Raw genomic sequence first — 23,969 nt, 5'->3', positions numbered from 1 at the left:
AGGAACAAAAATGAATGAGGCTGCCTCAAAACCGAAAAAAGGCATTGGTCTGGCGGATATCTTAATCTCGGTGATCGTCCTAGCTATTATTGGTTTGATTATTATTCCATTACCGAGTGCACTATTAGATATTCTGATCATTATCAATTTGACGATCGCGATCAACATTTTACTGATCACCCTGTTTACCAAATCAGTGTTGGAATTCACTACGTTTCCAACCTTGCTGCTGATCACAACGATGTTTCGTTTAGGTTTGAACCTATCTTCCACACGGTTGATCTTGACCCAAGGAAATGGCGGACACGTGATCGATGCCTTCGCCAATGTCGTTGCCGGCAGCAATTACATCGTGGGGATCATTTTGTTCGTGATCATCATGGTGGTTCAGCTAGTCGTCGTGACCAATGGTGCAGGGCGTGTCTCAGAAGTGACTGCTCGCTTCACATTAGATGCGATGCCCGGCAAGCAAATGGCGATCGATTCCGACCTAAATGCCGGTTTGATCACGGAAGCGGATGCCCGCAAACGACGAAAAGATCTGCAGCGAGAAGCTGATTTCTTTGGTTCGATGGATGGTGCCAGCAAGTTTGTCAAAGGGGATGCGATCGCAGGGATCTTGATCACTGTCATCAATTTAGTCGGCGGGGCGATCATTTTCTCCATGGGGGGACAAATGACCGTCATGGAAGCCTTCGCCCAATTCGGGAAACTGGCAATCGGGGATGGCTTGGTCAGCTCGATTCCCTCTTTATTGATTTCCATTGCTTCTGGGGTGATCGTGACTCGTTCTGATAACGATAGTTCGTTTGGTTTAGATATTGCGTCAGATGTGATGCGTAATCCCCAACTGTTTCGGATCGTGGGGGCGATTCTCTTCGTCTTAGCCTTAGTTCCTGGGTTTCCGTTTGTGCCTTTTGTGTTGATTGGCTTAGGCCTTTTCGCAGCCAGCTTTCTGGTGACGCAAAAAGAAGAAAAGCAGCGAGTGGAACAAAAACAATGGGAACAAAAATTGGCACTGGAACGCAAAAAAGAAGCACAGGAAGAAGACGATTCCGTGGCTTCCTTCCAAGTGGAACCAATCTCAGTGGAAATCGGGTATGGTCTGATCCCTATCGTGGATAGTTCGATCGACAACAGCTTGATGAACCGCATCGTGGCGATCCGTAAACAGAGTGCTAGAGAATTAGGGATCTTAGTCAGTCCCGTTCGTATTCGCGACAATCTCTATTTGGATGCCAACGATTACGTGATCAAGATCCGCGGCAACGAAGTCGGCCGCGGCGATATTTACCCGAATAAAGTCATGGTGATCAGTCCGAATGAAGAGCCGTTTCCTTTTCAAGGAATCGCAACAAAAGAACCAGCCTTTCATCTGGATGCTATGTGGATCGATGAATCCGATAAGGAGATGGCGGATCTGCAAGGGTTTACGATTATCGAGCCGTTGACCGTGATCGCAACACACTTAAAAGAAATCATCTATGCCCATGCACCAGAGCTGTTAGGTCGCCAAGAAGTCAAGAAATTATTGGAGGGCATCAAAGAGCAGTATAATGTCGTGATCGATGAATTGATCCCCGATATTTTACGGCTCGGCGAGGTCCAAAAAGTTTTACAAAATTTATTGGATGAGCAAATTCCCATCAATGACTTAGCAACGATCTTAGAAACCTTAGCCGATTACGGCGTTGTCACGAAAGACGTAGAAGTTTTGACAGAATATGTCCGCCAAGCATTGAAACGGACGATCGCTGCCAAGTATGCCAATGAGAACCACGAGCTGCAAGTGGCGGTGATCCAGCCGAAACTAGAAGAAATCATCGCTCAAAGTATCCAAAAAACCGCAACTGGCTCGTACCCGGTCTTAAAACCAGATACCGTGACCAAGCTGTTGGATTCCATCAGTGGGATCCAACATGCAGCGATCGCTCAAAATATCAATTTCGTCATTTTAGCATCGCCTAAGATCCGGTTAGCATTCAAAAAAATGATCGTTTTTAATTTTCCAGATATCGCCGTTCTTTCTCTGAATGAGATTCCCAATGAAATTGCGATCGAAACGGTGGGCAGTATTGACATTTAAGCAGAATTTTCTTAGGAAGGGGCATCGCCGATGTATGAAGTCGATCGAGAAGCGGAGATCATCAAGTATCTGCCGCTAGTGGAACGGGTGGTTCAGCGCCTGTCTATCAAAACCGCCGATTATGAATCAGGCGATCTCTACAATATTGGGGTGATTGGGCTGATGGATGCCTTGCGGAAATTCGATCCCTCAAAAAAAGTTCCTTTTGAAAGCTATGCAGCGATTCGCATCAAAGGGGCAATTATTGATGAAGTACGCAAGCACGCCAAAATCTCCCGATACAAAATGGCGGCAGTCAATCAGTTTTATCAAGCACGGCAAGAGTTGGAGCAAAGCCTCAAAAGAGAAGCGACCGACACCGAGATCTGCAAACAGCTGGGAATCAACCAAAGTCAACTAGCGGATATTTATGAGAGTCTGCACTACTTAGCCAGCGTCTCTTTGGAAGATACCTTGTTTGCTTACCAAGAAGAAGGCATGACCTTAAAAGATATGGTTCGGGATCCAGCCGAAAATGTCGAAGAGACCTTGGTCGCTGAAGAAAAACGCACCGCCTTGGTGGCGTGCATCAAAAAATTAGGGGAACGGGAACAATTGATTTTAAGTTTGTACTATACCGAAGAACTGACGTTAAAAGAAATCGCTGAAATCTTAGAAGTCTCGATTCCGCGAGTTTCACAAATTCATGGCAAAACGATTGCCAAATTGCGCACATTGATTGAGGAGGAACTGGCATGATTCGAGGATTGGATGTCTTATCACGGAACATTTCATTATTACAAAAGCGACAAGAGACGACGAGCGGCAATATTGCCAATGTCAATACAACAGGGTATCAAGCAAAAACTTTGTTCCAGTCGGCGCTAGATGAAGTCGCATTGCATAATTACCAAAGCGGGCCCAATGCGGATACTCGTCGCGATATCGGTGGATTGTCTTTAGGGACCCAATTGGCTGGCAGTACCATCAGTCAAGACCAAGGCGCCGTCAAACAGACGGGACAAGCCAGCGATTTTGCACTGCTTTCCGAAGGCTACTTTGTCGTTCAAAACAATGCGGGGCAGCGGTTGTATACGAGAAATGGCGACTTTACCGTCAATCAGCAGAATCAATACGTGACACAAGAAGGCTATCTTGTCTTGGGTGCCAATGGACAAGCAGTCAGCGCCTTGGGACCAGCGAACTTTCAGATCCAAACATTTCCCCCAGAAGCATTGACTACAGCTGGTCAAAACTATGTGACTAGCAACGCAGCAGGAACCACGGTGAATGCACCCGTGATCCAGCAAGGTGCCTTAGAACAAGCCAATGTAGCGGTTGCCGATGAAATGGTGGCGATGATCCAGACTTCTCGCGAATTTGAAGCCAATCAGAAAGCCTTGAGTTCAACGAATCAGACATTGCAAAAAGCGGTCAACGAATTAGGAAAGATTTGAGGATGAGTCAATGAATATCAGTGGATTATTAGGAATCAGCCGTTCTGGGTTGAATCATTTGCAGACAAACTTAGACACGACAGCCAACAACATCGCCAACGTCAATACTAATGGCTATCAAGCACAAACGACCCATTTTCAAGCATTGATGGAAAATGCCATCGGTGCAGAAGAAACGCTATTTAATGGCAACGCCGCCCAATATGGTGCGTCAATGGGGGCAAAAGCGACTACGACTACCAGTTTTGCCCAAGGCAATCTGGCGGGCACCGCTCAGCCATTAGATCTCGCGATCCAAGGCAATGGCTTTTTCGGGGTCCGGGACCAAACTGGTCAATTGCTGCTGAGTCGAGCAGGCAATTTTCATTTAAGTGAGAACAAGCAATTAGTCAATAGTGAAGGGTACCCTGTGGCAATGACCACAAACGTACCGACCCCTCAGTGGCCAGATGCGCAGCAAATCGCAATAGATGCCAGCGGTCAGCTGACGACGGAGGAAAATGGTCAGACTCGCGTGTTGGGGCAGCTGACCCTTTATCAGCCGACGAATACAGAAAACATCACGCCAGGGGGCAACCAACTGTACCGTGCTGGTGATCAAGCGTTGCTTACTTCGCAAACCAATCCGGCAGCCTTTGGCAGCGTCTTGCAAGGACAGTTAGAACAGTCGACGGTGGATCTAGCGACGTCCATGACAGACTTGTTAACGACCCAGCGTGCGTATGGATTGAATACGAAAGCCATGCAGACAGCCGATGAGATGTGGTCCGTGATCAATCGTTTTACAGATTAGAGGAGAAAGAACATGATTCGCTTAACCAAGGTCAGTAAAAAATTCAGCAATGGCACGTTGGCATTGGCCGATATTTCTGTTGCGATCCCTCAAGGAGAATTTATCTATGTGGTGGGTCCCAGCGGTGCGGGCAAATCGACCTTATTCAAATTGCTCTTGAAAGAAGAAGAGCTTTCGGCTGGTTCTATCCAAGTCGGCAATGTCTTGTTGGAACAACTCAAAGACCGTCATCTCTATATGGTTCGACGACAAGTCGGTATCGTCGGACAAGAAGACCTTTTGCTTCCTTATCTGACGGTTGCCAAAAACGTTGACTATGCGCTGCAAGTACTAGGCACTCCCCGCAAGCTGCGTCAGGAAAAAACCGCCAAAGCGCTGCAACTGGTGGGTATGTTTCCTCAAAAGGATCACTATCCTGAAGAGCTTTCCGTGGGACAGCGCAAAAAAGTAGCGATCGCGCGGGCGATCGTCACAGAGCCAGCAGTCTTGATCGCCGATGAGCCCACCGCCAATCTGGATGCCAAATCAGCCGTTGAAGTCATGAAACTACTCTTGCGGATCAATCAAGTCGGTGCCACGATCCTCTTGGCGACCCACGACAGCACGATGGTCAATACGGTCCGTAATCGGGTGGTCGAGCTGCAAAACGGTCGCTTGGTTCGTGATGAATATCAAGGCGGCTATACGCGCTTTGCTGATCCAAAAGATACATATGTCTGGTGAAGATGCTTAACTTTTCTAGCAAAAGATCCGATTAAAGAACTAGAAGATTGTTTTCATAATCGGATAAAGAAGGAGTGACCCAACGATTATCAAGTGAAGAGCGAATCTTGATAAACAGCACGACTGATCATTTTGCATAGGAAAGGATACTGTTATGAAGAAGAAGGTACAAGCTATCATCAAAAAAATCCGCTTGGCGGCGTTGATTCCGCTAGGATTTACCCTGATCGTATTATTAGGATGCTATTTCTTCGTGATCCGCACCCACGGAGACGGACAAGCAGCAAAAAGTTTCTTTATTTTTTCAGTAATCGTACTGCTGCTAGAAATCGCAGTGTTAGTAGGAATGACCTATTTGGTAAAAAAAGAGACCCACTCGGGCATGGATACGTTATTGACAGAACTAGAAGCAGTCGGTTCTGGCGATCTGTCGCATATCGATGAGATCGGCAGCAGCGACCAGACTTCTCTTTTTGGGCAAGTTCAAAATCGTTTTCAAGGGGTTTTAAACACCTTCAAAGCGGTGATCGTTGGCATGCACGAAGAAAGCAGCCGAATGGAAAAAATGGTAGGCGGCCTAACGACAACCTCAAAAAATGCCAAAAATTCAATTGAAAATGTGCGTCAGACGATGAATGCCATCGCAGATGCCACTAGTTCACAAGCCTCCGAAGCGGAACAAACCTCCTTTGATATGGACGAGCTAGCCTTAAGTATCGAAGAGATCCACAAAGAGATCGAATTGATGAACGGCTATGTCGGTCAATCCCAAAGCAGCAATGTCCACAATTCAGAAATGATGTTCCATGTGTTTGAAAGCTGGGAGATCGAACGGCAAAACCAAGCGGAATTAGTGGAAAGCATGAACGACATGAACGAAGATGTCCAAAGCATCGGTAAGATCGTTCAGCTGATCAATGACATTTCTGATCAGACCAACTTACTGGCATTGAATGCATCCATCGAAGCAGCTCGAGCTGGAGAAGCGGGCCGAGGGTTTGCCATCGTTGCGGAGGAAGTCCGCAGCTTGGCGGAACAAAGCAGTCAATCAACGAAAAGCATTCGTTCGATCATTGAAACGATCCGCAAAAAATCGGAAAAAGTGGTCTCTGCAGTGACGGATTCCTTTGAAAGTGGCGAAAAACAAACCAACAATATCAACAAAGCGATCGAGTCAGCCAATGAGATCTCTGATATTGTCGAAAAATTGGTTTCAAGTATTCAAGCCGTGGAAGCCCATATTACGGGGATCGTTGAGAAAAAAGACATGGTTCAAGTTTCCGTCAGCAACATTTCGGCTGCTGTTTCGGAAACCTCTGCCGGCACCCAAGAAGTAACGGCAAACTTAGAAGACTTCTACTTAGTCATCGAAGACTTTGAACGGAATGTGCAAGAGATCGAAACGATCGCCACTATCCTTAAATTCCAAGTGGATAGTTTCAAATTCTAAAAAGGAGCAGTGACGCCAATGGAACAATACGTTGTATTTAAAAGTCATCAACAACTCTTTGCCTTGCGTATCGACTATGTGGTACGGGTCATTGAGGCTGCTTCTTTTACACAGCTGCCAGAAGTGGCGGATTTCGTGCTGGGGATCCAGCCTTTTGAAGAGGCGATGGTGCCGATCATTGACATCCGCAAAAAGCTGTTTGATGAATTTACACCGGAAACTGGGCAAAATGTGGTCTTGTTGTGTCACTGGCAAGAGCAGGCGATCGGCCTTTACGTGGAAGAGATCGTCGGCATTTTACCGCTCGTTGAAAGTCCTAGCAATGCGGAACTAAATACATCAGGACTCAAGCAAAACTATATCGAAGCCTTTCTGAAAAAAGACGATGAACTTGTGCTGGCATTGGAGCTGCCGTTTCTCTTCAGCTATGAACAAGCCGCTGAGATGACGGCGGAGTTAGACGCCTATCAGACAGAGGAATTGGCAGCCGTCAATGACCATGACAATGATGACCGTGAATGAGGAACTGCATGTGGGGATCTCGGAGTATAAGATCGCCCAAGCGCCGACGCGTTTGATCACGGTGGGTTTAGGTTCTTGCATCGGCACGATCATTTACGATGAAGCCAGTCATATCGGCGGCTTGAGTCATATTATGCTGCCAGATAGTCAGCCTTTTTTGCACAAGCGGGAAATCAAGCCCGAGAAGTTTGCGGACTTGGCATTGCCAGCGATGGTGGCTGAGCTGGAACAAAAGATCCGTCGGCCTCGCTTTCAAGCGAAAATCGTTGGCGGCGCCAATATGTTTCAGTTCCAGACGCTTAACGCTGCCAGCAATATTGGTCAGCGCAATATTGAAGCCGTCGAGGAAGTCTTGGCTCGGCTAAACATTCCGATCGTAGCCAAACATGTTGGCGGCAGCGCTGGTCGAACGATGATCGTGGATCTTCAGGATTTCAAGACCATGGTTCGGCAAGTCAAACAAGAAATCGTTTATTTGTAAAAGGAGTACAGGGACATGAAAAAAGTAATGATCGTCGATGATTCGGCATTCATGCGGAAAGTAGTGACAGATTTATTGAATCAGCTGCCTGATATCGAGGTGACCGTCGCTGCCCGCAATGGCAAACAAGCATTGGACTATCTGACCAAAGAAGCGATCGATTTGGTAGTAATGGATGTGGAGATGCCAGTGATGAACGGATTAGAGACCTTGCGGAGGATGAAACAGCAATCAGCCATTCCCGTCATCATGCTTAGTTCATTAACCAATCAAGAAACCACGATTGAGGCTTTGGCGCTTGGCGCCCGAGATTTTGTGGAAAAACCCGTCAGTCTATCGATGATCGAAAAAGAATGGATCGCTGAATTTCATCAAAAGATTTTGGCGATGGATCATGAAGTCGGTACGGTTCACCCGCCAGTACCAACGATTGCCCAGCCCACTAAGCTGACACAAAACAGCTTGCCGGTATCACTTGATGCGCTAGTCATTGGTGCTTCAACAGGCGGACCCCGTGCTTTGCTGGGGATAATCCGCCGTTTGCCTGCACGTTTGCGTTGTCCCATTTTGATTGTTCAGCATATGCCGGCGGGCTTCACTGCTTCCTTTGCAAAACGCTTAGACACAGAGACAACCGTCCGAGTACAAGAAGCAGTCGATGGCATGCGGATCGAAAATCAAGTGTATCTTTGTCCAGGGGATTACCACATGACGGTCAAACAAGGGCACTTGCAACTGGACCAGCGAGAAAAACGGCACGGGACGCGGCCAACCGTCGATTATCTTTTTTCCTCAGCAGCTGATTACTATGGCCCGCAACTAGCGGCAATCGTTTTGACGGGGATGGGAAAAGACGGCACCGCTGGCTTACGACAGATTCAAGCGGCTGGGGGCTATACGATCGTTCAAGACAAAGAAACGTGTACAGTCTTTGGGATGCCGCGGTATGCCATTGAACAAGGAGTCGTGGATGAAGTCCTGCCGTTGCAGGGCATTGAAGCAAAAATTGCACAGATGGTCAGGTGAAGAAGATGGAAGAAGAATTTGCCTTATTTAATGCGTGGGTGGATCGCCGATTAGGGATTCCCTTAGCCGCATACAAAGAAAATCAAATGCAGCGCCGCATCCTTACGATCATGGAAAACAGCGGGGCAAAAACGTTGAGGGAATACCAGCAGTTGATCGAAGGAGATGACGGGGTGCGGGCGGCTTTTTTAGCCCATATCACCATTAACGTAACGGAATTTTATCGCAACAAAGAACTGTTTGACGCCTTTGAACGCGTCTTGAAAACCATTGTTCTCCCGAAAACTACGCTGCCAAAAATTTGGAGTGCCGCATGTTCGATTGGGGCAGAACCCTATACGATCGCCATGCTGCTAGAAAAAAACCAAATTGCCGCAGCCAATGTCTTGGCCACCGATATCGATACGCAAATTTTGGCAAAAGCCAAGCAAGGACTCTATCGAGACCACGAATTGCGGAATGTCTCAGCGGCAGAACGTACCCGTTTTTTTGATGCAAAAGAAAAGAACCAGTTTCAAATCAAACCAGAAATCAAACGGCGAGTTCATTTTAAGCAACACGATCTTTTGAAAGACCCGTACAATGGGCCTTTTGATGTGATCGTTTGCCGCAATGTGACGATTTATTTCAAAAGTGATGCTCGGGATGCCGTCTATCAAAAATTCAGCGATGCATTGGTTCCAGGGGGCATTTTGTTTACGGGAGCGACAGAAACGATCAATTTTGCGGAACAATTCGGTCTCAAGAAAATCGATTCGTTTATCTATCAAAAAGTATAATTTTGTAAAGGAGGGACCCATTTGGATGACAATAGTGTCTATCGTACCCTTTTCTTTGAAGAAACAGACGATCATTTAGCGCAGTTGAATGATCATGTCTTGCAATTGGAAAACGATCCAAAAGATAGCGCCTTGCTGAATGATATTTTCCGTTCTGCCCATACCCTTAAAGGGATGGCGGCAACGATGGGCTATGACGTCATGACGCAGCTGACCCATAAAATGGAAAATATTTTTGAGTTATTTAAAACTGGGACCTTGCAAGTGACCCAGCAATCGATCTCATTGATTTTCAAATGTCTGGATCGCCTGTCAGAACTTGTGGAGGACTTGCGAGAAGAACGAGACCTGCAGCCAGCTCAAATTGCCGATTTATTGGCCGAACTTGACCAAACGGAACATTCTGGCGGTATATCAACCGAGACAGAAGCAAGCCAAAACCCCACCGCAGTGGGCGCGTTAACCCCACAGCTTCAACAGATCGATCCTTCTGATCTGTATGTGATCGAGCAAGCGGCTGGAGATGGCTATCAAGCGGTCCAAATTGCTGTTCGCTTAGATGCCCAATCCATGTTAAAAGGTGCTCGTGCCTTCTTGATCATGGAAAAGCTTGGCCAAGCAGGGGATGTTCTTTATACAGAACCAGATGCCCAAACACTTGAAGAAGGCACCTTTGAATCAGATTTTTCACTGCTGTATTTGACGCAGCAAACACTGGCTGATGTCGAGCAAAACATCGCCAGCAACAGTGAGATCGAAGCCTTCGTGGTGGCACCGTTTGATCCTTCAGCTGCTGTGTTGGAGGAGGCAGAAGAGCTGCTTCAACCAGTGCCGACCCCAGAGTCAGAGACTTCTGCTCTTCAGCAAGCGACAACAGAAACGAAAGAAAAATCGCCGGCGCCCGCGCATCATGCGTCCGCCCAAAATCAATCGATCCGAGTCGACTTGAATCGCTTAGATTCATTCTTGGATCTCGTGTCCGAATTGGTGGTCTATCGCAATCAATTGGAAGATGTCAGTGAGCGGGAAAACATCGAAGCAGTCAAAGACCCCTTAGAGCAAGTTTCGCGATTGACCTCTGAGCTGCAAGATTTGGTCTTGCGGATCCGCATGCAGCAAGTCAATGTCGTCTTTAGTCGCTTTCCACGAATGGTTCGGGACTTATCCAATGAACTGCAAAAGGAAATGGAACTTGTCATTTTTGGGGAAGAAACGGAATTGGATAAAACAGTGGTTTCTGAATTGAGCGAACCTCTGGTCCATCTGTTACGTAATTCTGTCGATCACGGCATCGAAGCACCCGATGTTCGGGAAAAACTGGGCAAACCGCGCAAGGGCACGATTCGCTTGGCGGCCTATCAAGAAGGCAATCGCGTGATCATTACTTTAGAGGATGATGGCAAAGGCCTTGATCCGCAAGTAATCAAAGCAAGTGCTGAAAAGAAAGGCTTAGCAACGGAAGGTCTTTCCGATGAAGCGTTGCAGCAGCTGATTTTCCATCCTGGTTTTTCAACGGCACAAGAAGTGACTAACATTTCTGGGCGCGGTGTCGGGATGGATGCCGTGCAATCGAAGATCACCCAACTAGGGGGCACGATCGAAATGAAGAGCCAGCCAAATAAAGGCACGCAGTTTGTGATCAAATTGCCATTGACTCTGTCGATCATTCAAGCGTTGATGGTTCGCGTCGGAGCAGAAACCTTTGCGATCCCACTAAATCTCGTCGAACGCGTGGTGATGGTCAAAGAAGAAGAGATCATCCAGACGGTCTCAGATGAGGTCTATCGTTTTCAAGAGGAGTTGATTCCGTTGGTTCGGACCGATCAACTCTTAGCGATCGAAGGCGATCCATCTGAGAAAAAATTCGCCATCATCGTCAACAATGACCAGCAGTTTCACGGCATTTTGGCAGATGAGCTGATCGGCCAGCAAGAAATCGTCATCAAGAAAATCGATCCATTGCTGCAAAAGCTGAATCGCTATCAAGGGGCAACGATTATGGGCAACGGCTCGATCGCACTGATCCTAGACATTCATGCCATCTGTCAGGAAAAAAAGGATGACCGCTTATGAGCTATACAGCGCTGCAGATCGATGGCCTAAAAGAACTGATCAATATCGGCGGTGGTCACGCTGCGACTAGTTTATCAAAGCTCGTCCAACAACCGATCGATATGCGGGTACCGGAAGTCGAGATTCTAGCGTATGAGGACCTGTATCAGCAGATCATGGCGGAAGACAAAGAAGTTCATGTGGTGATGAGCCAGATCGAAGGGGCATTTCGAGGGATCTTCTTGTTTGTCTTAACGGATGAATCCGCCGCAAAATTGCGTCAGTTGATGATCCAAGAAAGCGATCCGTCTGAAGAATTGAAGCAATCGGTCATCAACGAGTTGACCAACATCCTTACCAATTCTTTTTTGATCGCGATCGGGCAACTGTTGGAAACCCAGCTGAGTGCGTCTTTACCAAGCGCCAGCTATGATTTCTTTGGCGCAGCGATCAGCTCCATCTATTTGGCGATGGCCCAGTATGATGAGCAGGTGATGGTGATCCGTAATGAGTTCGTCTACGCCAAAGAAACATTAGAGGCATCGTTATTTTTGATTCCAGAAATCGGTGTACTAGAAAACATATTTGATTCATTAGGAATTTGAAAGGGGCAAATACAATGTCAAAAAAAGTATTGATTGTGGATGATGCGGTATTTATGCGCATGAAATTAAAGGATATTTTAGAAAAAAACGGCTATGAAGTCGTGGGGGAAGCCCAAAATGGCCAAGAGGCTTTTGAAAAATACCAAGCAACGACACCAGACTTAGTGACTATGGATATCACGATGCCAGAAGTGGACGGCTTAGAGGCATTAAAAATGATCCGCACGTTTGATGCGCAGGCCAAAGTCGTAATGTGCAGTGCCATGGGACAACAAGGAATGGTGATGGATGCGATTCGCGCCGGTGCGGTGGACTTTATCGTGAAGCCCTTTGACACGGACCGCGTAATCACTGCCATCGACAAAGCCTTTGCCTAATGCCTAGGAGGATAGCGACATGCAGATGATTCTTTTCAAAATGGCCCAGCAGTACTATTTGATCTCGGCGGACTCGGTGGACGAGGTCATTGATGCCCCTTCCTTTACGAAGGTGCCCTTAGCACCAGAGTGGGTGGAAGGGTTGATCAATCTGCGGGGGTCTGTCGTAACGGTGATTCGTTTGGCAAAATTGATTCCCATCATGGAACCAGCCTACGAAAAAAACATATTGATCATGAAGAAGCAAGAGGAGACCAAAGGGGTCCTCGTAGAAGAAGTAATTGAAGTACTTGATATCACTGAAGACGATATCCAACTGGGCAATCAAGAGACAGAACATGCCGTTGGGGTCGTGACGATCGGTAAAAAAGTAGCCAGTGTGATTCAAATCGATCACATGATTTTTTAAAAAAATGGGGGATTAGTGTGGATCAGGTATTGACGCAGCAAGAGATTGATTTATTGTTGAATGCGATGAGCAGCGGAGAGATCGATCAAGAAATTATTGAGATAGAAGACAAACAAGCCAAAGTGAAAGCCTACGATTTTCGCCGACCAACAAAGCTGTCGAAAGAATACGTCAATACCCTGCACATGATCTTCGAGGATTTCTCGAAGATGAGCAGCAGCATGCTTTCTACCCAACTGCGGACCAATGTTTCTTTGCAGTTGGCAGCTATCGAACAAGTCAGTTATGACGAATTTATCCATTCGATACCAAAATTTACTTTGTTGGGGCTCTTTCATTCGCAGCCTTTGAGCGGGATTCAAATGATCGAGATGAACCCACAACTGTGTATGATGTTGGTGGAGTTGTTGTGCGGCGGCTTGGATGTCTATCAAAACAAGCCGATCGAAATGGATTTTAGCGAGAAAAAAAGTTTTACTGATATTGAAACAGCAATCTTGGAAGAAGTGGTGGCACAATTTGTACGGGTCTACCAAAATGTTTGGAAGGACATCGTTGCCTTGGATTCGGTTTTGGATGGAATCGATACGAATCCGCAATTGATGCAAAACATGTCGCCCAACGAACCCGTCGTGTTAGTGACCTTTACTATCAAAATTTTTGAAGTGAAACATTTTATCAATCTATGTATCCCTTATGTCTTCTTTGAAGGGATCATTGATAAATTAAGTTTCCGCAATTGGTTTGATAGCAATCAGCCAGTCAACCAAGACGATAGCCGCGAGTTGCAAAAAAGTTTGAATGGCGTCGGTTTGAATTTAGAAGTTCTGCTGGGCCATGCGCAAATGAGTCTTTCTGAGTTTCTCCACTTAGAAGAAGGCGATGTCATCAAACTAGACAAAAAAATTACTGAACCATTGGAGACTTTCATCGATGGAAAACCTTACTTCCGAGCAAAACCTGGGAAGCAAGAGGACCGTTTAGCCATTGAATTATTAGACAAGTTAGAAGAGGAGCAAGAACTATGAGTGAACGTTTATCCCAAGCAGAAATCGATGCATTGTTGAATCAAAGTGCCCCAGCCCAGCCACAAGGATTAGAAGAGCAAGTCAAAGTCGACATTATCGGCGAAGTTGGCAATATCTCCATGTCGCAAGCGGCGACGACGTTGTCTTCCATTCTTGATCGTCGGGTCAGCATCACGACTCCCCGGGTGTCTAAAATCAAATTTGGTGAGATCTTAAACGACCTCGTTGCACCAAAAGTAGCGACGACAGTTGAATTTAAAGAAGGCCTTTTAGGCAGTAATTTGATGCTATTAGAAGTCAAAGATGCCATCGTGATCGCCGATTTGATGATGGGTGGAACTGGTGAAACCAGCAACACTCAATTTACGGAATTAGAGCTAAGTGCTGTGGCAGAAGCTATGAACCAAATGATTGGGACTGCCTCGACTTCGATGGCAACGATGATCAGCCGCAAAGTGGATATCTTGCCGCCGATCGTCAAACTATGGGAGACACCAGAAAACATTGAGTATAGCGGGATCGAGGCAGAGGAAGAGATTTACTGTATCTCATTTTCTTTGCGCGTCGAAGGTTTGATCGAAAGCAAAATCATGCAGATCTTTACGGATCCTGTGGTCAACGATATCGCCAGTGCGATGCTCTCAGACGAAGCGACTGTCGTTACTCGGGAAACACCAACACCGCAGCCAACGGCACCCGTTGCTGCGCCTACGCCAGAACCAGCGGCTGCATCAAAGCCCGTGGAAGTCAGCAAACCGGCGTTTCAAACATTGGCCTCTAGCGGGGTGAGCGATGGGGACAATTTGGACTTGATTCTTGATGTGCCATTGGATCTAAGTGTCGTGTTAGGCCGCAGCAAAAAAACCATTAAGGATATTTTATCTTTCAATACGGGGTCCGTCATCGAGCTGGAAAAACTGACGGATGAACCGCTAGAGATTTTGTTGAACGGCAAACTGATCGCCACTGGGGAAGTCGTGGTCATCAATGAAAACTTTGGTGTGCGGATCACCAACATTCTTTCGCAAAAACAACGCATCCACAATTTGCATTAATTTGAAGAAATCGCAAAAAGTTAAACATATGGGTTTAACTTTTTTGTGATTTGACCGATAGTAGAGGGTAGAAGAATGAGAACGGAGGAGAACCTATGAAAATCGAAAGAGGTTACGCAGAATACAGCGACAAGGCCATCAAACGTGAAGCGGTCAAACAAGAAAAGCCATCTGCTGCTCAGACAGAAAAAACCGTCGATGTTCAATTGTCCGAAACAGCTCAAGCCATTCAAAAGAGTGCCAATCAAACAGCCAGTCGCAGTGAGCGAGTGGCAGAATTGAAACGAGCGATCAAAGAAGGCACCTACCAAGTATCTGCCGAAACGATCGCAGATAAAATGCTGCAACAAGATGAAAAGCAGGTCGACTAGATGACAGAACGGGAATTTGAGCGTCAGCTTCAGCAGTTCTTGCGGTTGCTGCAAAAAGAAAAGACCTGCTTGATCAAAAATCAAGCAGAAAAATTACCAGAACTCGTCGAGAAAAAAACCGCCTTCGTACCCGTTTTTTCCACGTATGAAGGAACTCTTTCAGTGACGATCAAAGAACTCATCCGCCAGATCCAAGTGCAGCAAGCCGAAAATCTCCTGCTGACGGAGCAAGCCATTAGTTTCCAAACTGTTTTGATGGATGCAGTCAAAGAAAATATCAAGACACCGGCAAATACGTATTCGAAATACCAAGAAAAACAAGCTGTCTCAACAGCGATCATCGATCAAAAAATGTAAGGAGTACTTCTATGACAGGACTATTTGGTTCATTAGGCACCGCAACCCGGGGCATGACCGCCAATCAAGCAGCGTTGCAAACCAGCAGCCACAACATTGCAAATACCAATACAGACGGCTACTCAAGACAACGAGTCAACTTGCAAGCCGAAGCGTCTTATCATTTAGCGGGTGTCGGCAGCATCGGTATGGGTGTGAAAGTCGGCAGTGTCGAACGGATCGTCGATGATTTTGTCATTGGACAAGTACGCAATGCCAATTCTACCTATACATATTATGAACAAAAAGCAGACATATTAGGACAGCTGGAAAGTTTAATGAATGAGCCTTCTGACAACGGACTGTCCAAACAGCTGGCAACGATGTTTGATTCTTGGACCGCATTAGCCAACAATCCTGAACTGGATACGTCTAAGACCCTTGTGCTGGAAAACAGCAGTACGTTTGCCGATACCATCAACCAAATGGGCAAACAAATGACGCAGCTGCAAAGAGACACGCTGGATACCATCGAAAAATCCGCGCTGGACTTCAATGAGAAGGTCAAACAGCTGCAATCCTTGAATGAACAGATCTATGGGTTGACGACGAGTGGTGAGACACCCAATGATCTTTTAGATCGTCGAGACAGTCTGTTGAAAGATCTCTCGGGTCTAGCAGGGATCGAAACCAAGACCGATCAGTATGGCCGTGGGTTTGTATCCATGAGCGGACAGACGATTTTAAGTGCGGAGGAACGCAATACCCTTAGTGTGGTGGTGGGACAAAGCGACACAGGCGCCTTGGTTTCCAAAGACGGCAACGCCTTGAATCCTGCCGAAACCATCACAGGGTCTTATCCAGCTGGAACCGTCTTGTTGACGAAAACCACCGACAATGGCGAAACCGCCTATACAGAATTGCCGATCAAAGAAGGCGCGATCGGAGGCCTGCAAGCATCATCTGGGGAGATAGGCAGTCGCTTGACGGAATTGAACAACTTTACGACGACAATCGCGCAAGCCATGAACATGGTCTTTACCGGCGGCGCTTCTCGCACAAGCGGTCTATTTGAGATCGGCCAAGATGATACTGGTACAGCGACGACGATTCGGGTCAGCCAAGCACTGTTAGATAACCCAAGTCTGGTGACCGGTGGAACGAGCAATGCAGCAGGAGATGGTTCAAGAGCTGCTGCAATGGCGAAACTCAGCAGTGCCAAATTGGATTTCCCGTTGTCAGAAAAGACGATCGCTTCTTTTGATTCTGAGACATTGACGTTTGCCAATGCAGCATCCGGCATGAGTGTCAGCAGTTATTTTAACAGCATCGTCACCAAAAACGGGATCTCAAAACAGCAAGCCGACAATACGGTCAGTGCCCAATTGTCGCTGCTGAATCAACTAGAATACAAAAATCAATCGGTGTCTGGGGTTTCATTAAATGAAGAAATGTCAGATGTGATTCGTTTCCAACAAGGATTTCAGGCCAATGCCCGCATATTATCGGTCGTTTCTGAAATGTTAGACACATTGATCAATCGAACAGGAGTGTAGACCATGCGTATTTCCAATTCAATCACCTACAATGATTTTTTACGAAATCTAGGCACTAACGCCTCCAAAGTCCAATCCACGTTGAATCAGCTATCGAGCTTAAAAGAAGTCAGCAAGTCCTCGGATAATCCGCTGCTGGTTTCAAAAATCATGGATCTCAATGTGTCGTTAAATCAAAACAAAACTTACAACAATACGATCAAAGACAGTATTTCTTGGACAAAAGCCCAAGATTCTGCTTTAGAAAGCGTCAGTACTTCGATGCTGCGGATTCGCTCGTTGGTTCAATCTTCTGCCAATGCGACAGCTGGCAGTGAGGAATTAGGGGCAAATCGTTCAGAGATCGAGCAAGAGATCGAAGGCATCGTTGAATCATTAAACACCAACTTTGATGGCCGCTATCTATTTAGCGGAACGAATACGACGACGGCGCCTTTTGAGATCGTCAAAGAAAATGACGCCATCGTCGGTATCAAATACAATGGCACGAGCGAAGACTTGCCGCGAGAAATCGCAAATGGGGTCTCAGTGGATCTGTTAGCCAGCGGTGATCGTCTGATGAACGAGACGGGTACCGCTGCGGATCCCCAAAATTTAAGCACCTATTTCAATGATTTGTTGTCTGCATTGCGCAGTGACGATAAAGATGCCTTAGGGGGCGAGCTTTTAACCGCTCATGACCAGCATGCCACTAATGTGGTGAATGTACGGGCGCAGATCGGCACCCTCTACAATCGCTTGGAGGCGGCAGCTGATCGAAATGAGACGGAAAAGCTGAACTTGACCGAAACACTGTCCAACAAACAAGACGTCGATATTGCGGAAAAGTATATGGAATATCAAAATCAAATGACTGCCTACCGTTCAACACTAGCGATGGGAACAAAGATCATGCAGATGTCCATTCTAGATTATTTAAATTAACCCAAAAACTTTTGTTCTTTGCTGAGAGCAAAAGTTTTTTATTTTTTTTAGAAAAAAGGCTTAACCCTGAACGGTTTCTTCCGATAAATAGTAGCAGAGGGAAACCTTAGCGAATAAAAATTAGGAGGAACTACACATGAGAATCAATACAAACGTTTCAGCATTGAATACTTACTCACGCCTAACGGCAGCAAATGCTTCTAAAAGCAATTCTTTGTCTAAATTATCTTCAGGCTTACGCATCAACAAAGCTGGGGACGACGCAGCTGGCTTAGCAATTTCTGAAAAAATGAAAGGCCAAATCGGCGGTTTGTCACAAGCAAAAAGCAACGCACAAGATGGTATTTCATTGATCCAAACAGCAGAAGGTGCATTAAATGAAACCCACAGCATCTTAGGCCGTATGCGTGATCTTGCGGTTCAAAGTTCAAACGGTACGTTAAGTGATGACGACCGCAGTGCGATCAACAAAGAATACACTGCATTGTCTGATGAAATCGACCGTATCAGCAATACCACTGAATTCAATACAAAAAGCTTGTTAACTGGTGAAGGCGATGATGCGAAATCATTCACTTTCCAAATCGGTGCCAATGCAAACCAAACAATGAGCGTTTCAATCAACAACATGAGCTCATCTGCCTTGAAAGTAAAAGGCTTAGATTTAACACAAGCCATTGACACAAGCGATGCCAAAGCTGTTGCTGCAGCAAAAGATAAAGCAGTAGCGACTGCCTTCAAAGCAGATGCTACAACAAAATATGCAGCGGACGGCACAGTTGATGCGGCTGCTGGTAAAACAGTTGCTGAATTACAAACAGCCATCGATACAGCAGCGGATGATACAGCAAAAGCAACAGCTCAAAAAACATACGATGATGCTTTAGCAACATTTACCGCTTCTGATGAAGGCAAAGCAGCAGCGGCAACTGTCAGCGTTGAAAACAACCCAATCACAAAAATCGATGAAGCGATCAAAGCAGTTTCTGCACAACGTGCGGATCTTGGTGCGGCGCAAAACCGTCTAGAACACACAATCAACAACTTAGGTACAACGCAAGAAAATCTATCTGAAGCAAACTCACGTATCCGTGACGTTGATATGGCGCAAGAAATGATGAGCTTTACGAAGAGCAACATCCTTTCTCAAGCAGCAACTTCAATGTTGGCACAAGCAAACTCAATGCCTAACAGCGTATTGAGCTTGTTACAAGGATAATTTTTGATCAAGTGAACCACTAACACAAGGACTGCCTAGGGGAAGCGCAGTTCTTGTGTTTTACATAGCAGCACAAAAACGCTTAGAAATGAGGAAGCTCTGATGGATATTCAGCCAATGTCAGGAATACACCCGATCGAAGCCGTTGCGTCGGTCGCTAAAGCACGTCCGATCGAATCCCTAGATCAAGAGAACGCCAACCTTCAGCCGCAACACCAAGAGGGGAAACTGGCGGAGAAAAAGGAACAGACAGTGGCCACTGAACCGCCGATCCACTATTTTTCAGTAGCCGATCAGCACAAGATCGCAGCCTCCGTGGAGGAAGTGAATCAGCGACTACTTGGCAAAGATATGAAATTGGCTTATGAAGTACATGAGCGCACAGGGCGTACGATGGTGCGTTTAGTGGATATGCAGACCAACGAAGTGATCAAAGAGATCCCGCCCGCCAACATGCTAGATGTGATTGGGAAAATATGGGATGACATGGGCATCGCGGTCGATCGAAAGGGATGAAAACATGGCAAGTGTAACCAGCAGTTCAGGAATCAGTACAACGCTAGGGAGTTATTCTGGCGTGACTTCAGAAGATATTGAAAAATTATTGGCGGCAGATGCGATCAACAAGACCCGCGCTGAGAATAAAATCACGTCGCTTAAAGCACAAAAAACGGCATGGAGTGATATCAGCACTCGCTTGACTAACTTTTTGTCAAAAGTCGATGCATTACAAAAAGATGATGCTTATCAAACGAAAAAAGCGACGACCACCAATAGTAGCATCGCTTCAATTGCAGGAACAACGGAAGCTCCAGAAGGCACCTATGATCTAAAAGTCAACCAACTAGCAACAGCCACGAAGGTGACGGGGAGACAAGTAGCTCAAAGCAGCAAAACGGCCCTAAATGTCAGTGGTCAGCTGTCATTGACCAGTTCGGAAGTCGATGAAGATGGCAAACCGATCACCGCTTCGATCGAGATCACGGCCGAAGACAGCTTAAAAGATGTGGCAGCCAAGATCAATAGCCAAAGCAAGACGACCTTCGTCGCGGCGAGCATCGTGGATAACCGTTTGATTTTAACGAATACCAAAATGGGCGACAAAAATTTCTTGATCGACGGCAATGCCGCCGAAGGGTTAGGGATCGGTTCAACTGCGACAACGACGCAAGGCCAACCGGCTATTTTTGAGCTAGACGGCATGAAGATCACTCGCGACAGCAACAGTGTGACGGATGTTATCGATGGTGTCACGCTGACGTTAGCGAAAAAAAGCGAGGAGCATGTGACGCTTTCTTTAGCCAATGATACCTCGAAAGTCGTTGATGCAGTGCAAGGATTAGTGGATCAATACAATAGCTTGATGAGTTTTATCGGCGACAATTTGACCGTGGGAGATCCTAGTAGTGAAAACAACAAGACGGGGACCTTGGTGGGAGACAGTGCGTTGACCCGTCTACAGACCCAATTGCGAAATTTGATCACCATTCCAGCCGTCAGCGGCTCAAAGCTGACCGCCAATAAGCTAGGCATCTCCACCGTTGATAATGATGGTACATTGGGACTGGATACGACAAAGTTAAAAGAAGCCTTAGCGGAAGATCCCGCTGCTGTGAAGTCTTTCTTTTATGCAAGTACGAAAACCAAAGAAGCTGATGGCACTGCGAGCACGAAAGAGACTGGCTATACACTAGCCCTAAAAGAATTAGCCAACAGCTATGTCGTCAATACTTCAGCCAATAAAGGGATCATTGCCACCAAATCTGCGACCTATGACAGTACCATCAAGGATTTAAACAAGCAGATCACACGGTTTGATGATATTTTAGCAATGAAAAAAGAGCGTTACATCACAATGTTTACCAAGTTAGACTCCGTGATGATGGAGGCTGAAAATCAGCTGAGCTACCTAAGCAATCAGTTTGCCAATACGTCAAACTAGGCAGGATAGCCGATTAAAGCAGTCATTTTTCATTCGCATAAGAAACCCTCGTCAACATGAAAGGAAACAACCTATGGAGCCACACGTATCATTAGATGAACGTTTGAATCAGATTTTAACTGGTTTTGCCCAATGGCGCGGCGACAGCGAAGAAGCCAGTCGTTTGATGGCAGCCAATGCAGCGGTCATAGCAGCCATGCAAGCAGAAGCACAGAGCCATAGTCCACAAACCAGTGCATTGGCGCAACAAGTGATCCAAGCGTATCAAGCGTTCTTAGACCAGGTCAAAGCCCAGCAGCAAGAGATCAAACAAGAATTGGGGCGTTTGAACCGCAAAAACAATCTTGTCAAAACGTATTTGCAGCAAGAAGACAGTGCCGCTTTCGTCGAATTTGATTTATAGTGAGGAAAAAAAGATGAATTATCAAAAAATGCAAAACAACTATTTGCAGAACCAAGTAATGAGTGCCTCCCCCAACAAACTGATTGAAATGCTGTTGCAAGCAGCGATCAAAAATATCAAATTAGCAGTGATCGCATTGGAAAAAGAAGAGTTGAGCCAAGCTCATCAGCAATTTGTCAAGGCGCAGAATATTTTATTGGAATTACGGGTCTCTTTAGACCGTGAGCAAGGCGGCGCTATCGCTGAAGATCTCGATCAGCTGTATGGCTATATGTACGATCAGCTAGTCAGTGCCAATGTCCAAAAAGAGGCAGCCCCTGCAGAAACGGTCGTCCCGCTTTTAAGCGAACTACTGGAAAGCTGGCAAACGATCACCCAATAAATTTGAGAAAAAGCACAGAAACGACCACCTAAAACCTAGAAAAGTTTAGTAATTGGTTAAATTTTTACCATGTATCCCTTTTCACTAAGCTTTCTTTTTCCCCTCCTCGTCCCTATCTGGTACTCTTTTTATGAGCGTACCGAAAAGGTGCAAGGAGGTTTTTTTTTGAAACAAAAAATAGTACAAAAGCCGCTTTTCTGGCAAGTGGTGATTCTGATTGCAATGAGTGGTGTTTTTTTATTGCCGCAGATTTTAGGCCAAGGCATGATTTTGGGCTCTGATGTGGTCTTTCACTTCAATCGTTTTTATGAGACCAGCCAGCAGATCAAAGAGGGCAATTTTCAATATTTTCTTTCTATCTACGGGTTTCAGCAATCTGCTCGTATCGTCAATGCATTATACGGGCCCTTTTTTGCCTATTTCCAAGGACTGCTGGTCTTGCTGAGTCCTTCGTGGTTTTCCTACCAGCTGCTCGCCAACGGGCTGCTCTATTTGTTAGCAGGGTTTTCGATGTTTGGCTTATTAAAGAAATTACGAGTCAATGGTTGGCTGTCAGTGGGGATGAGCGTCCTGTTTATGGCGACCTATTCTGTCCAGTATTGGATTGAGCGACAGGGCTTTTCTGCTTGGGGGGCGGCTGTGCTGCCGCTGTGCCTGATTCCACTGATCGCACTAGGGGAACATAAACGGTTACGGCCTTTTGCGGTAGGGGTTTCCGTGGCGGTCTTATTTCAAATCCATGTGTTTTCAAGCATCTTGTTAGTGTTCTTATACGTGCCCTTTTTCTTACGCGCCTTTTTTGTTGGGACTTCTGGCGAAGAAAAACGACAATTGGTGCTGCGCTTAGCAGGAGCGATCGGGATCTTCTTGCTACTGACCGCCAATATTTGGTTAGGGATGTTGGATCTTTATACGAGTAACACGTTGATCGCGCCTTTTGTGAATCGCAACATGCAGAACAATACCATTACTGGAACCAGCAGCTATTGGTGGACGACTCCGTACCTGCTGCCCATCTTATGTGCTTTGTTCTTTTGTGGTGCGATCCGTGTGTGGCCACGTCTATCTGGCGGCTTCAAATTAATGACGGCAGCTGCAGCAGTCTTTTTCGTTTTATCATCGAACGCTGTTCCTTGGCAATGGCTAGGCAGTCTGGACAATGGTGTAATCAATTTACTGCAATTTCCTTTTCGGTTCTTTGTTCCTGCCACGATTTTGATCTTAGTCGGTTTGTGCCTGCTAGTTCCTTATTATCGGGGCAAGCCATTGGCAAATCCGCGTTGGTTTGTCCTCGTTTTAGTCTTGAGTGTTGGTCAAATCCTGATCCAAAACACGGTCAAAATGCAGGACTGGCACTCCGATGAAGCTGCGGTTTCACTGCGAAACCACACCTATCTGTCCGCGGAATCTGAAGCGCAATTGAAGGAAGCCTATTTTAGTAAAGACAAGTCCTTAGCATTAGCGCTGTATCAACGTTCTACGCCAGATTATCTGCCCCTCTATCAAGAAACCAAGAAGAACAAGTACAATTTGTACGGGGAAGAAATCATTGAAAAGAATGATACCGTGGCAAAAACCGTAGAAAACGGGAAGCTTACTTTACGTTGGCAAGGTGATCAAGAGACGTGGAAGGCGTTACCGATCATCAATTACCGATATACTGAATTGACCCTCAATCAGCAGCCACTAACTGAAAAAGATGTCTCTTTGAGTGCCATTGGTGCCGTTTCTGTCCAACAGCAAGCAGGGGAGAATGTCTTAGTCGTTGATTACGACGCGCCTTGGTTTTTCGACGGAGCTTTATGGCTGACGATCATTTCTTGGCTCGCTTTACTCATCGGCTTTATCAGCTGGAAAACCAGACAGCTGTACCGTCGTCGTAAGGTCGTACAAGCTTTATTGAAAGAATCTGAATAAAATGAATCAGAAAAGAACTTCAGCGAGAGGGCTGAAGTTCTTTTTTTGCTGATCAACAACAGTGGACCTGTTGCTTTTCGTCAGAAACAATAATCGT

Annotated in this window: 26 protein-coding genes; all 26 read left to right on the top strand. The window is 46.1% G+C overall.

The window, feature by feature from the left end; all coding sequences use genetic code 11:
- Window positions 1–10: 10 nt before the first annotated feature.
- The 26 genes from flhA (at window position 11) to P0G38_RS16495 (ending at window position 23,872) form a co-directional block, all read left to right on the top strand.
- Window positions 11–2,086 carry a flagellar biosynthesis protein FlhA gene (gene flhA, locus P0G38_RS16620; RefSeq protein ID WP_159161154.1) on the top strand — a complete coding sequence of 692 codons (2,076 nt, stop codon included), beginning with the start codon at window positions 11–13 and terminating at the stop codon, window positions 2,084–2,086.
- 30 nt (window positions 2,087–2,116) lie between these two features.
- A complete protein-coding gene (locus tag P0G38_RS16615) occupies window positions 2,117–2,824 on the top strand; it encodes a sigma-70 family RNA polymerase sigma factor (RefSeq protein ID WP_005226623.1) in 708 nt (235 codons plus the stop codon).
- A complete protein-coding gene (locus P0G38_RS16610; RefSeq protein WP_061053556.1) occupies window positions 2,821–3,522 on the top strand; it encodes a flagellar hook-basal body protein in 702 nt (233 codons plus the stop codon). The genes P0G38_RS16615 and P0G38_RS16610 overlap by 4 nt, the downstream gene beginning before the upstream one ends.
- A gap of 10 nt (window positions 3,523–3,532) precedes the next feature.
- Window positions 3,533–4,315 carry a flagellar hook-basal body protein gene (locus tag P0G38_RS16605; protein ID WP_275853339.1) on the top strand — a complete coding sequence of 261 codons (783 nt, stop codon included), beginning with the start codon at window positions 3,533–3,535 and terminating at the stop codon, window positions 4,313–4,315.
- A gap of 12 nt (window positions 4,316–4,327) precedes the next feature.
- The gene (locus P0G38_RS16600) at window positions 4,328–5,038 is read left to right on the top strand and encodes a cell division ATP-binding protein FtsE (RefSeq protein ID WP_005226626.1); all 711 of its coding nucleotides are present in this window, start codon (window positions 4,328–4,330) and stop codon (window positions 5,036–5,038) included.
- A gap of 154 nt (window positions 5,039–5,192) precedes the next feature.
- A complete protein-coding gene (locus tag P0G38_RS16595; protein WP_005226627.1) occupies window positions 5,193–6,488 on the top strand; it encodes a methyl-accepting chemotaxis protein in 1,296 nt (431 codons plus the stop codon).
- A gap of 18 nt (window positions 6,489–6,506) precedes the next feature.
- Window positions 6,507–7,010: a chemotaxis protein CheW gene (locus P0G38_RS16590; protein WP_074535612.1), complete on the top strand. Its 504-nt coding sequence runs from the start codon at window positions 6,507–6,509 to the stop codon at window positions 7,008–7,010.
- Window positions 6,982–7,491, top strand: a complete 510-nt coding sequence (locus P0G38_RS16585) for a chemotaxis protein CheD (protein WP_005226629.1) — start codon at window positions 6,982–6,984, stop codon at window positions 7,489–7,491. Before P0G38_RS16590 ends, P0G38_RS16585 begins: the two co-directional genes overlap by 29 nt.
- Before the next feature lie 15 nt (window positions 7,492–7,506).
- A complete protein-coding gene (gene cheB / locus P0G38_RS16580) occupies window positions 7,507–8,517 on the top strand; it encodes a chemotaxis-specific protein-glutamate methyltransferase CheB (protein ID WP_275853334.1) in 1,011 nt (336 codons plus the stop codon).
- A 5-nt stretch (window positions 8,518–8,522) separates the two neighbouring features.
- Window positions 8,523–9,296, top strand: coding sequence for a CheR family methyltransferase (locus P0G38_RS16575; protein WP_005226631.1), 774 nt, complete (start codon window positions 8,523–8,525; stop codon window positions 9,294–9,296).
- Window positions 9,297–9,317: 21 nt separating this feature from the next.
- The gene (locus tag P0G38_RS16570; RefSeq protein ID WP_010748546.1) at window positions 9,318–11,369 is read left to right on the top strand and encodes a chemotaxis protein CheA; all 2,052 of its coding nucleotides are present in this window, start codon (window positions 9,318–9,320) and stop codon (window positions 11,367–11,369) included.
- Window positions 11,366–11,953 (top strand): chemotaxis protein CheC, encoded by a 588-nt coding sequence (locus P0G38_RS16565; RefSeq protein ID WP_005226634.1) that lies wholly within the window; start codon window positions 11,366–11,368, stop codon window positions 11,951–11,953. The genes P0G38_RS16570 and P0G38_RS16565 overlap by 4 nt, the downstream gene beginning before the upstream one ends.
- 14 nt (window positions 11,954–11,967) lie before the next feature.
- Window positions 11,968–12,330, top strand: coding sequence for a response regulator (locus P0G38_RS16560; protein WP_003129084.1), 363 nt, complete (start codon window positions 11,968–11,970; stop codon window positions 12,328–12,330).
- 19 nt (window positions 12,331–12,349) lie between these two features.
- Window positions 12,350–12,739 (top strand): chemotaxis protein CheW, encoded by a 390-nt coding sequence (locus tag P0G38_RS16555; RefSeq protein ID WP_275853327.1) that lies wholly within the window; start codon window positions 12,350–12,352, stop codon window positions 12,737–12,739.
- A gap of 17 nt (window positions 12,740–12,756) precedes the next feature.
- The gene (gene fliM, locus P0G38_RS16550) at window positions 12,757–13,767 is read left to right on the top strand and encodes a flagellar motor switch protein FliM (RefSeq protein WP_005232756.1); all 1,011 of its coding nucleotides are present in this window, start codon (window positions 12,757–12,759) and stop codon (window positions 13,765–13,767) included.
- Window positions 13,764–14,822, top strand: coding sequence for a flagellar motor switch phosphatase FliY (fliY, locus tag P0G38_RS16545; protein ID WP_005226637.1), 1,059 nt, complete (start codon window positions 13,764–13,766; stop codon window positions 14,820–14,822). The genes fliM and fliY overlap by 4 nt, the downstream gene beginning before the upstream one ends.
- 95 nt (window positions 14,823–14,917) lie before the next feature.
- The gene (gene flgM, locus P0G38_RS16540; RefSeq protein WP_005226638.1) at window positions 14,918–15,193 is read left to right on the top strand and encodes a flagellar biosynthesis anti-sigma factor FlgM; all 276 of its coding nucleotides are present in this window, start codon (window positions 14,918–14,920) and stop codon (window positions 15,191–15,193) included.
- The gene (locus P0G38_RS16535) at window positions 15,194–15,550 is read left to right on the top strand and encodes a hypothetical protein (protein ID WP_005232752.1); all 357 of its coding nucleotides are present in this window, start codon (window positions 15,194–15,196) and stop codon (window positions 15,548–15,550) included.
- 11 nt (window positions 15,551–15,561) lie between these two features.
- Window positions 15,562–17,085 (top strand): flagellar hook-associated protein FlgK, encoded by a 1,524-nt coding sequence (flgK, locus tag P0G38_RS16530; protein WP_275853322.1) that lies wholly within the window; start codon window positions 15,562–15,564, stop codon window positions 17,083–17,085.
- A 3-nt stretch (window positions 17,086–17,088) separates the two neighbouring features.
- Window positions 17,089–18,009, top strand: a complete 921-nt coding sequence (flgL, locus tag P0G38_RS16525) for a flagellar hook-associated protein FlgL (RefSeq protein ID WP_005226641.1) — start codon at window positions 17,089–17,091, stop codon at window positions 18,007–18,009.
- A gap of 136 nt (window positions 18,010–18,145) precedes the next feature.
- Window positions 18,146–19,228: a flagellin N-terminal helical domain-containing protein gene (locus tag P0G38_RS16520; RefSeq protein WP_005226642.1), complete on the top strand. Its 1,083-nt coding sequence runs from the start codon at window positions 18,146–18,148 to the stop codon at window positions 19,226–19,228.
- A gap of 102 nt (window positions 19,229–19,330) precedes the next feature.
- Window positions 19,331–19,744 (top strand): flagellar protein FlaG, encoded by a 414-nt coding sequence (locus P0G38_RS16515; protein ID WP_005226643.1) that lies wholly within the window; start codon window positions 19,331–19,333, stop codon window positions 19,742–19,744.
- Window positions 19,745–19,748: 4 nt separating this feature from the next.
- A complete protein-coding gene (fliD, locus tag P0G38_RS16510) occupies window positions 19,749–21,170 on the top strand; it encodes a flagellar filament capping protein FliD (protein WP_338070824.1) in 1,422 nt (473 codons plus the stop codon).
- Between the two features lie 73 nt (window positions 21,171–21,243).
- Window positions 21,244–21,573: a hypothetical protein gene (locus P0G38_RS16505; protein ID WP_005232745.1), complete on the top strand. Its 330-nt coding sequence runs from the start codon at window positions 21,244–21,246 to the stop codon at window positions 21,571–21,573.
- A 13-nt stretch (window positions 21,574–21,586) separates the two neighbouring features.
- Window positions 21,587–21,955 carry a flagellar export chaperone FliS gene (fliS, locus tag P0G38_RS16500; RefSeq protein WP_008376567.1) on the top strand — a complete coding sequence of 123 codons (369 nt, stop codon included), beginning with the start codon at window positions 21,587–21,589 and terminating at the stop codon, window positions 21,953–21,955.
- Window positions 21,956–22,120: 165 nt separating this feature from the next.
- Window positions 22,121–23,872, top strand: coding sequence for a glycosyltransferase family protein (locus P0G38_RS16495; RefSeq protein WP_081343868.1), 1,752 nt, complete (start codon window positions 22,121–22,123; stop codon window positions 23,870–23,872).
- Window positions 23,873–23,969: the final 97 nt, after the last annotated feature.

Source organism: Enterococcus casseliflavus (assembly GCF_029215545.1).
GTDB lineage: Bacteria > Bacillota > Bacilli > Lactobacillales > Enterococcaceae > Enterococcus_D > Enterococcus_D casseliflavus.
This window is presented reverse-complemented; position numbering and strand designations above follow the sequence as displayed.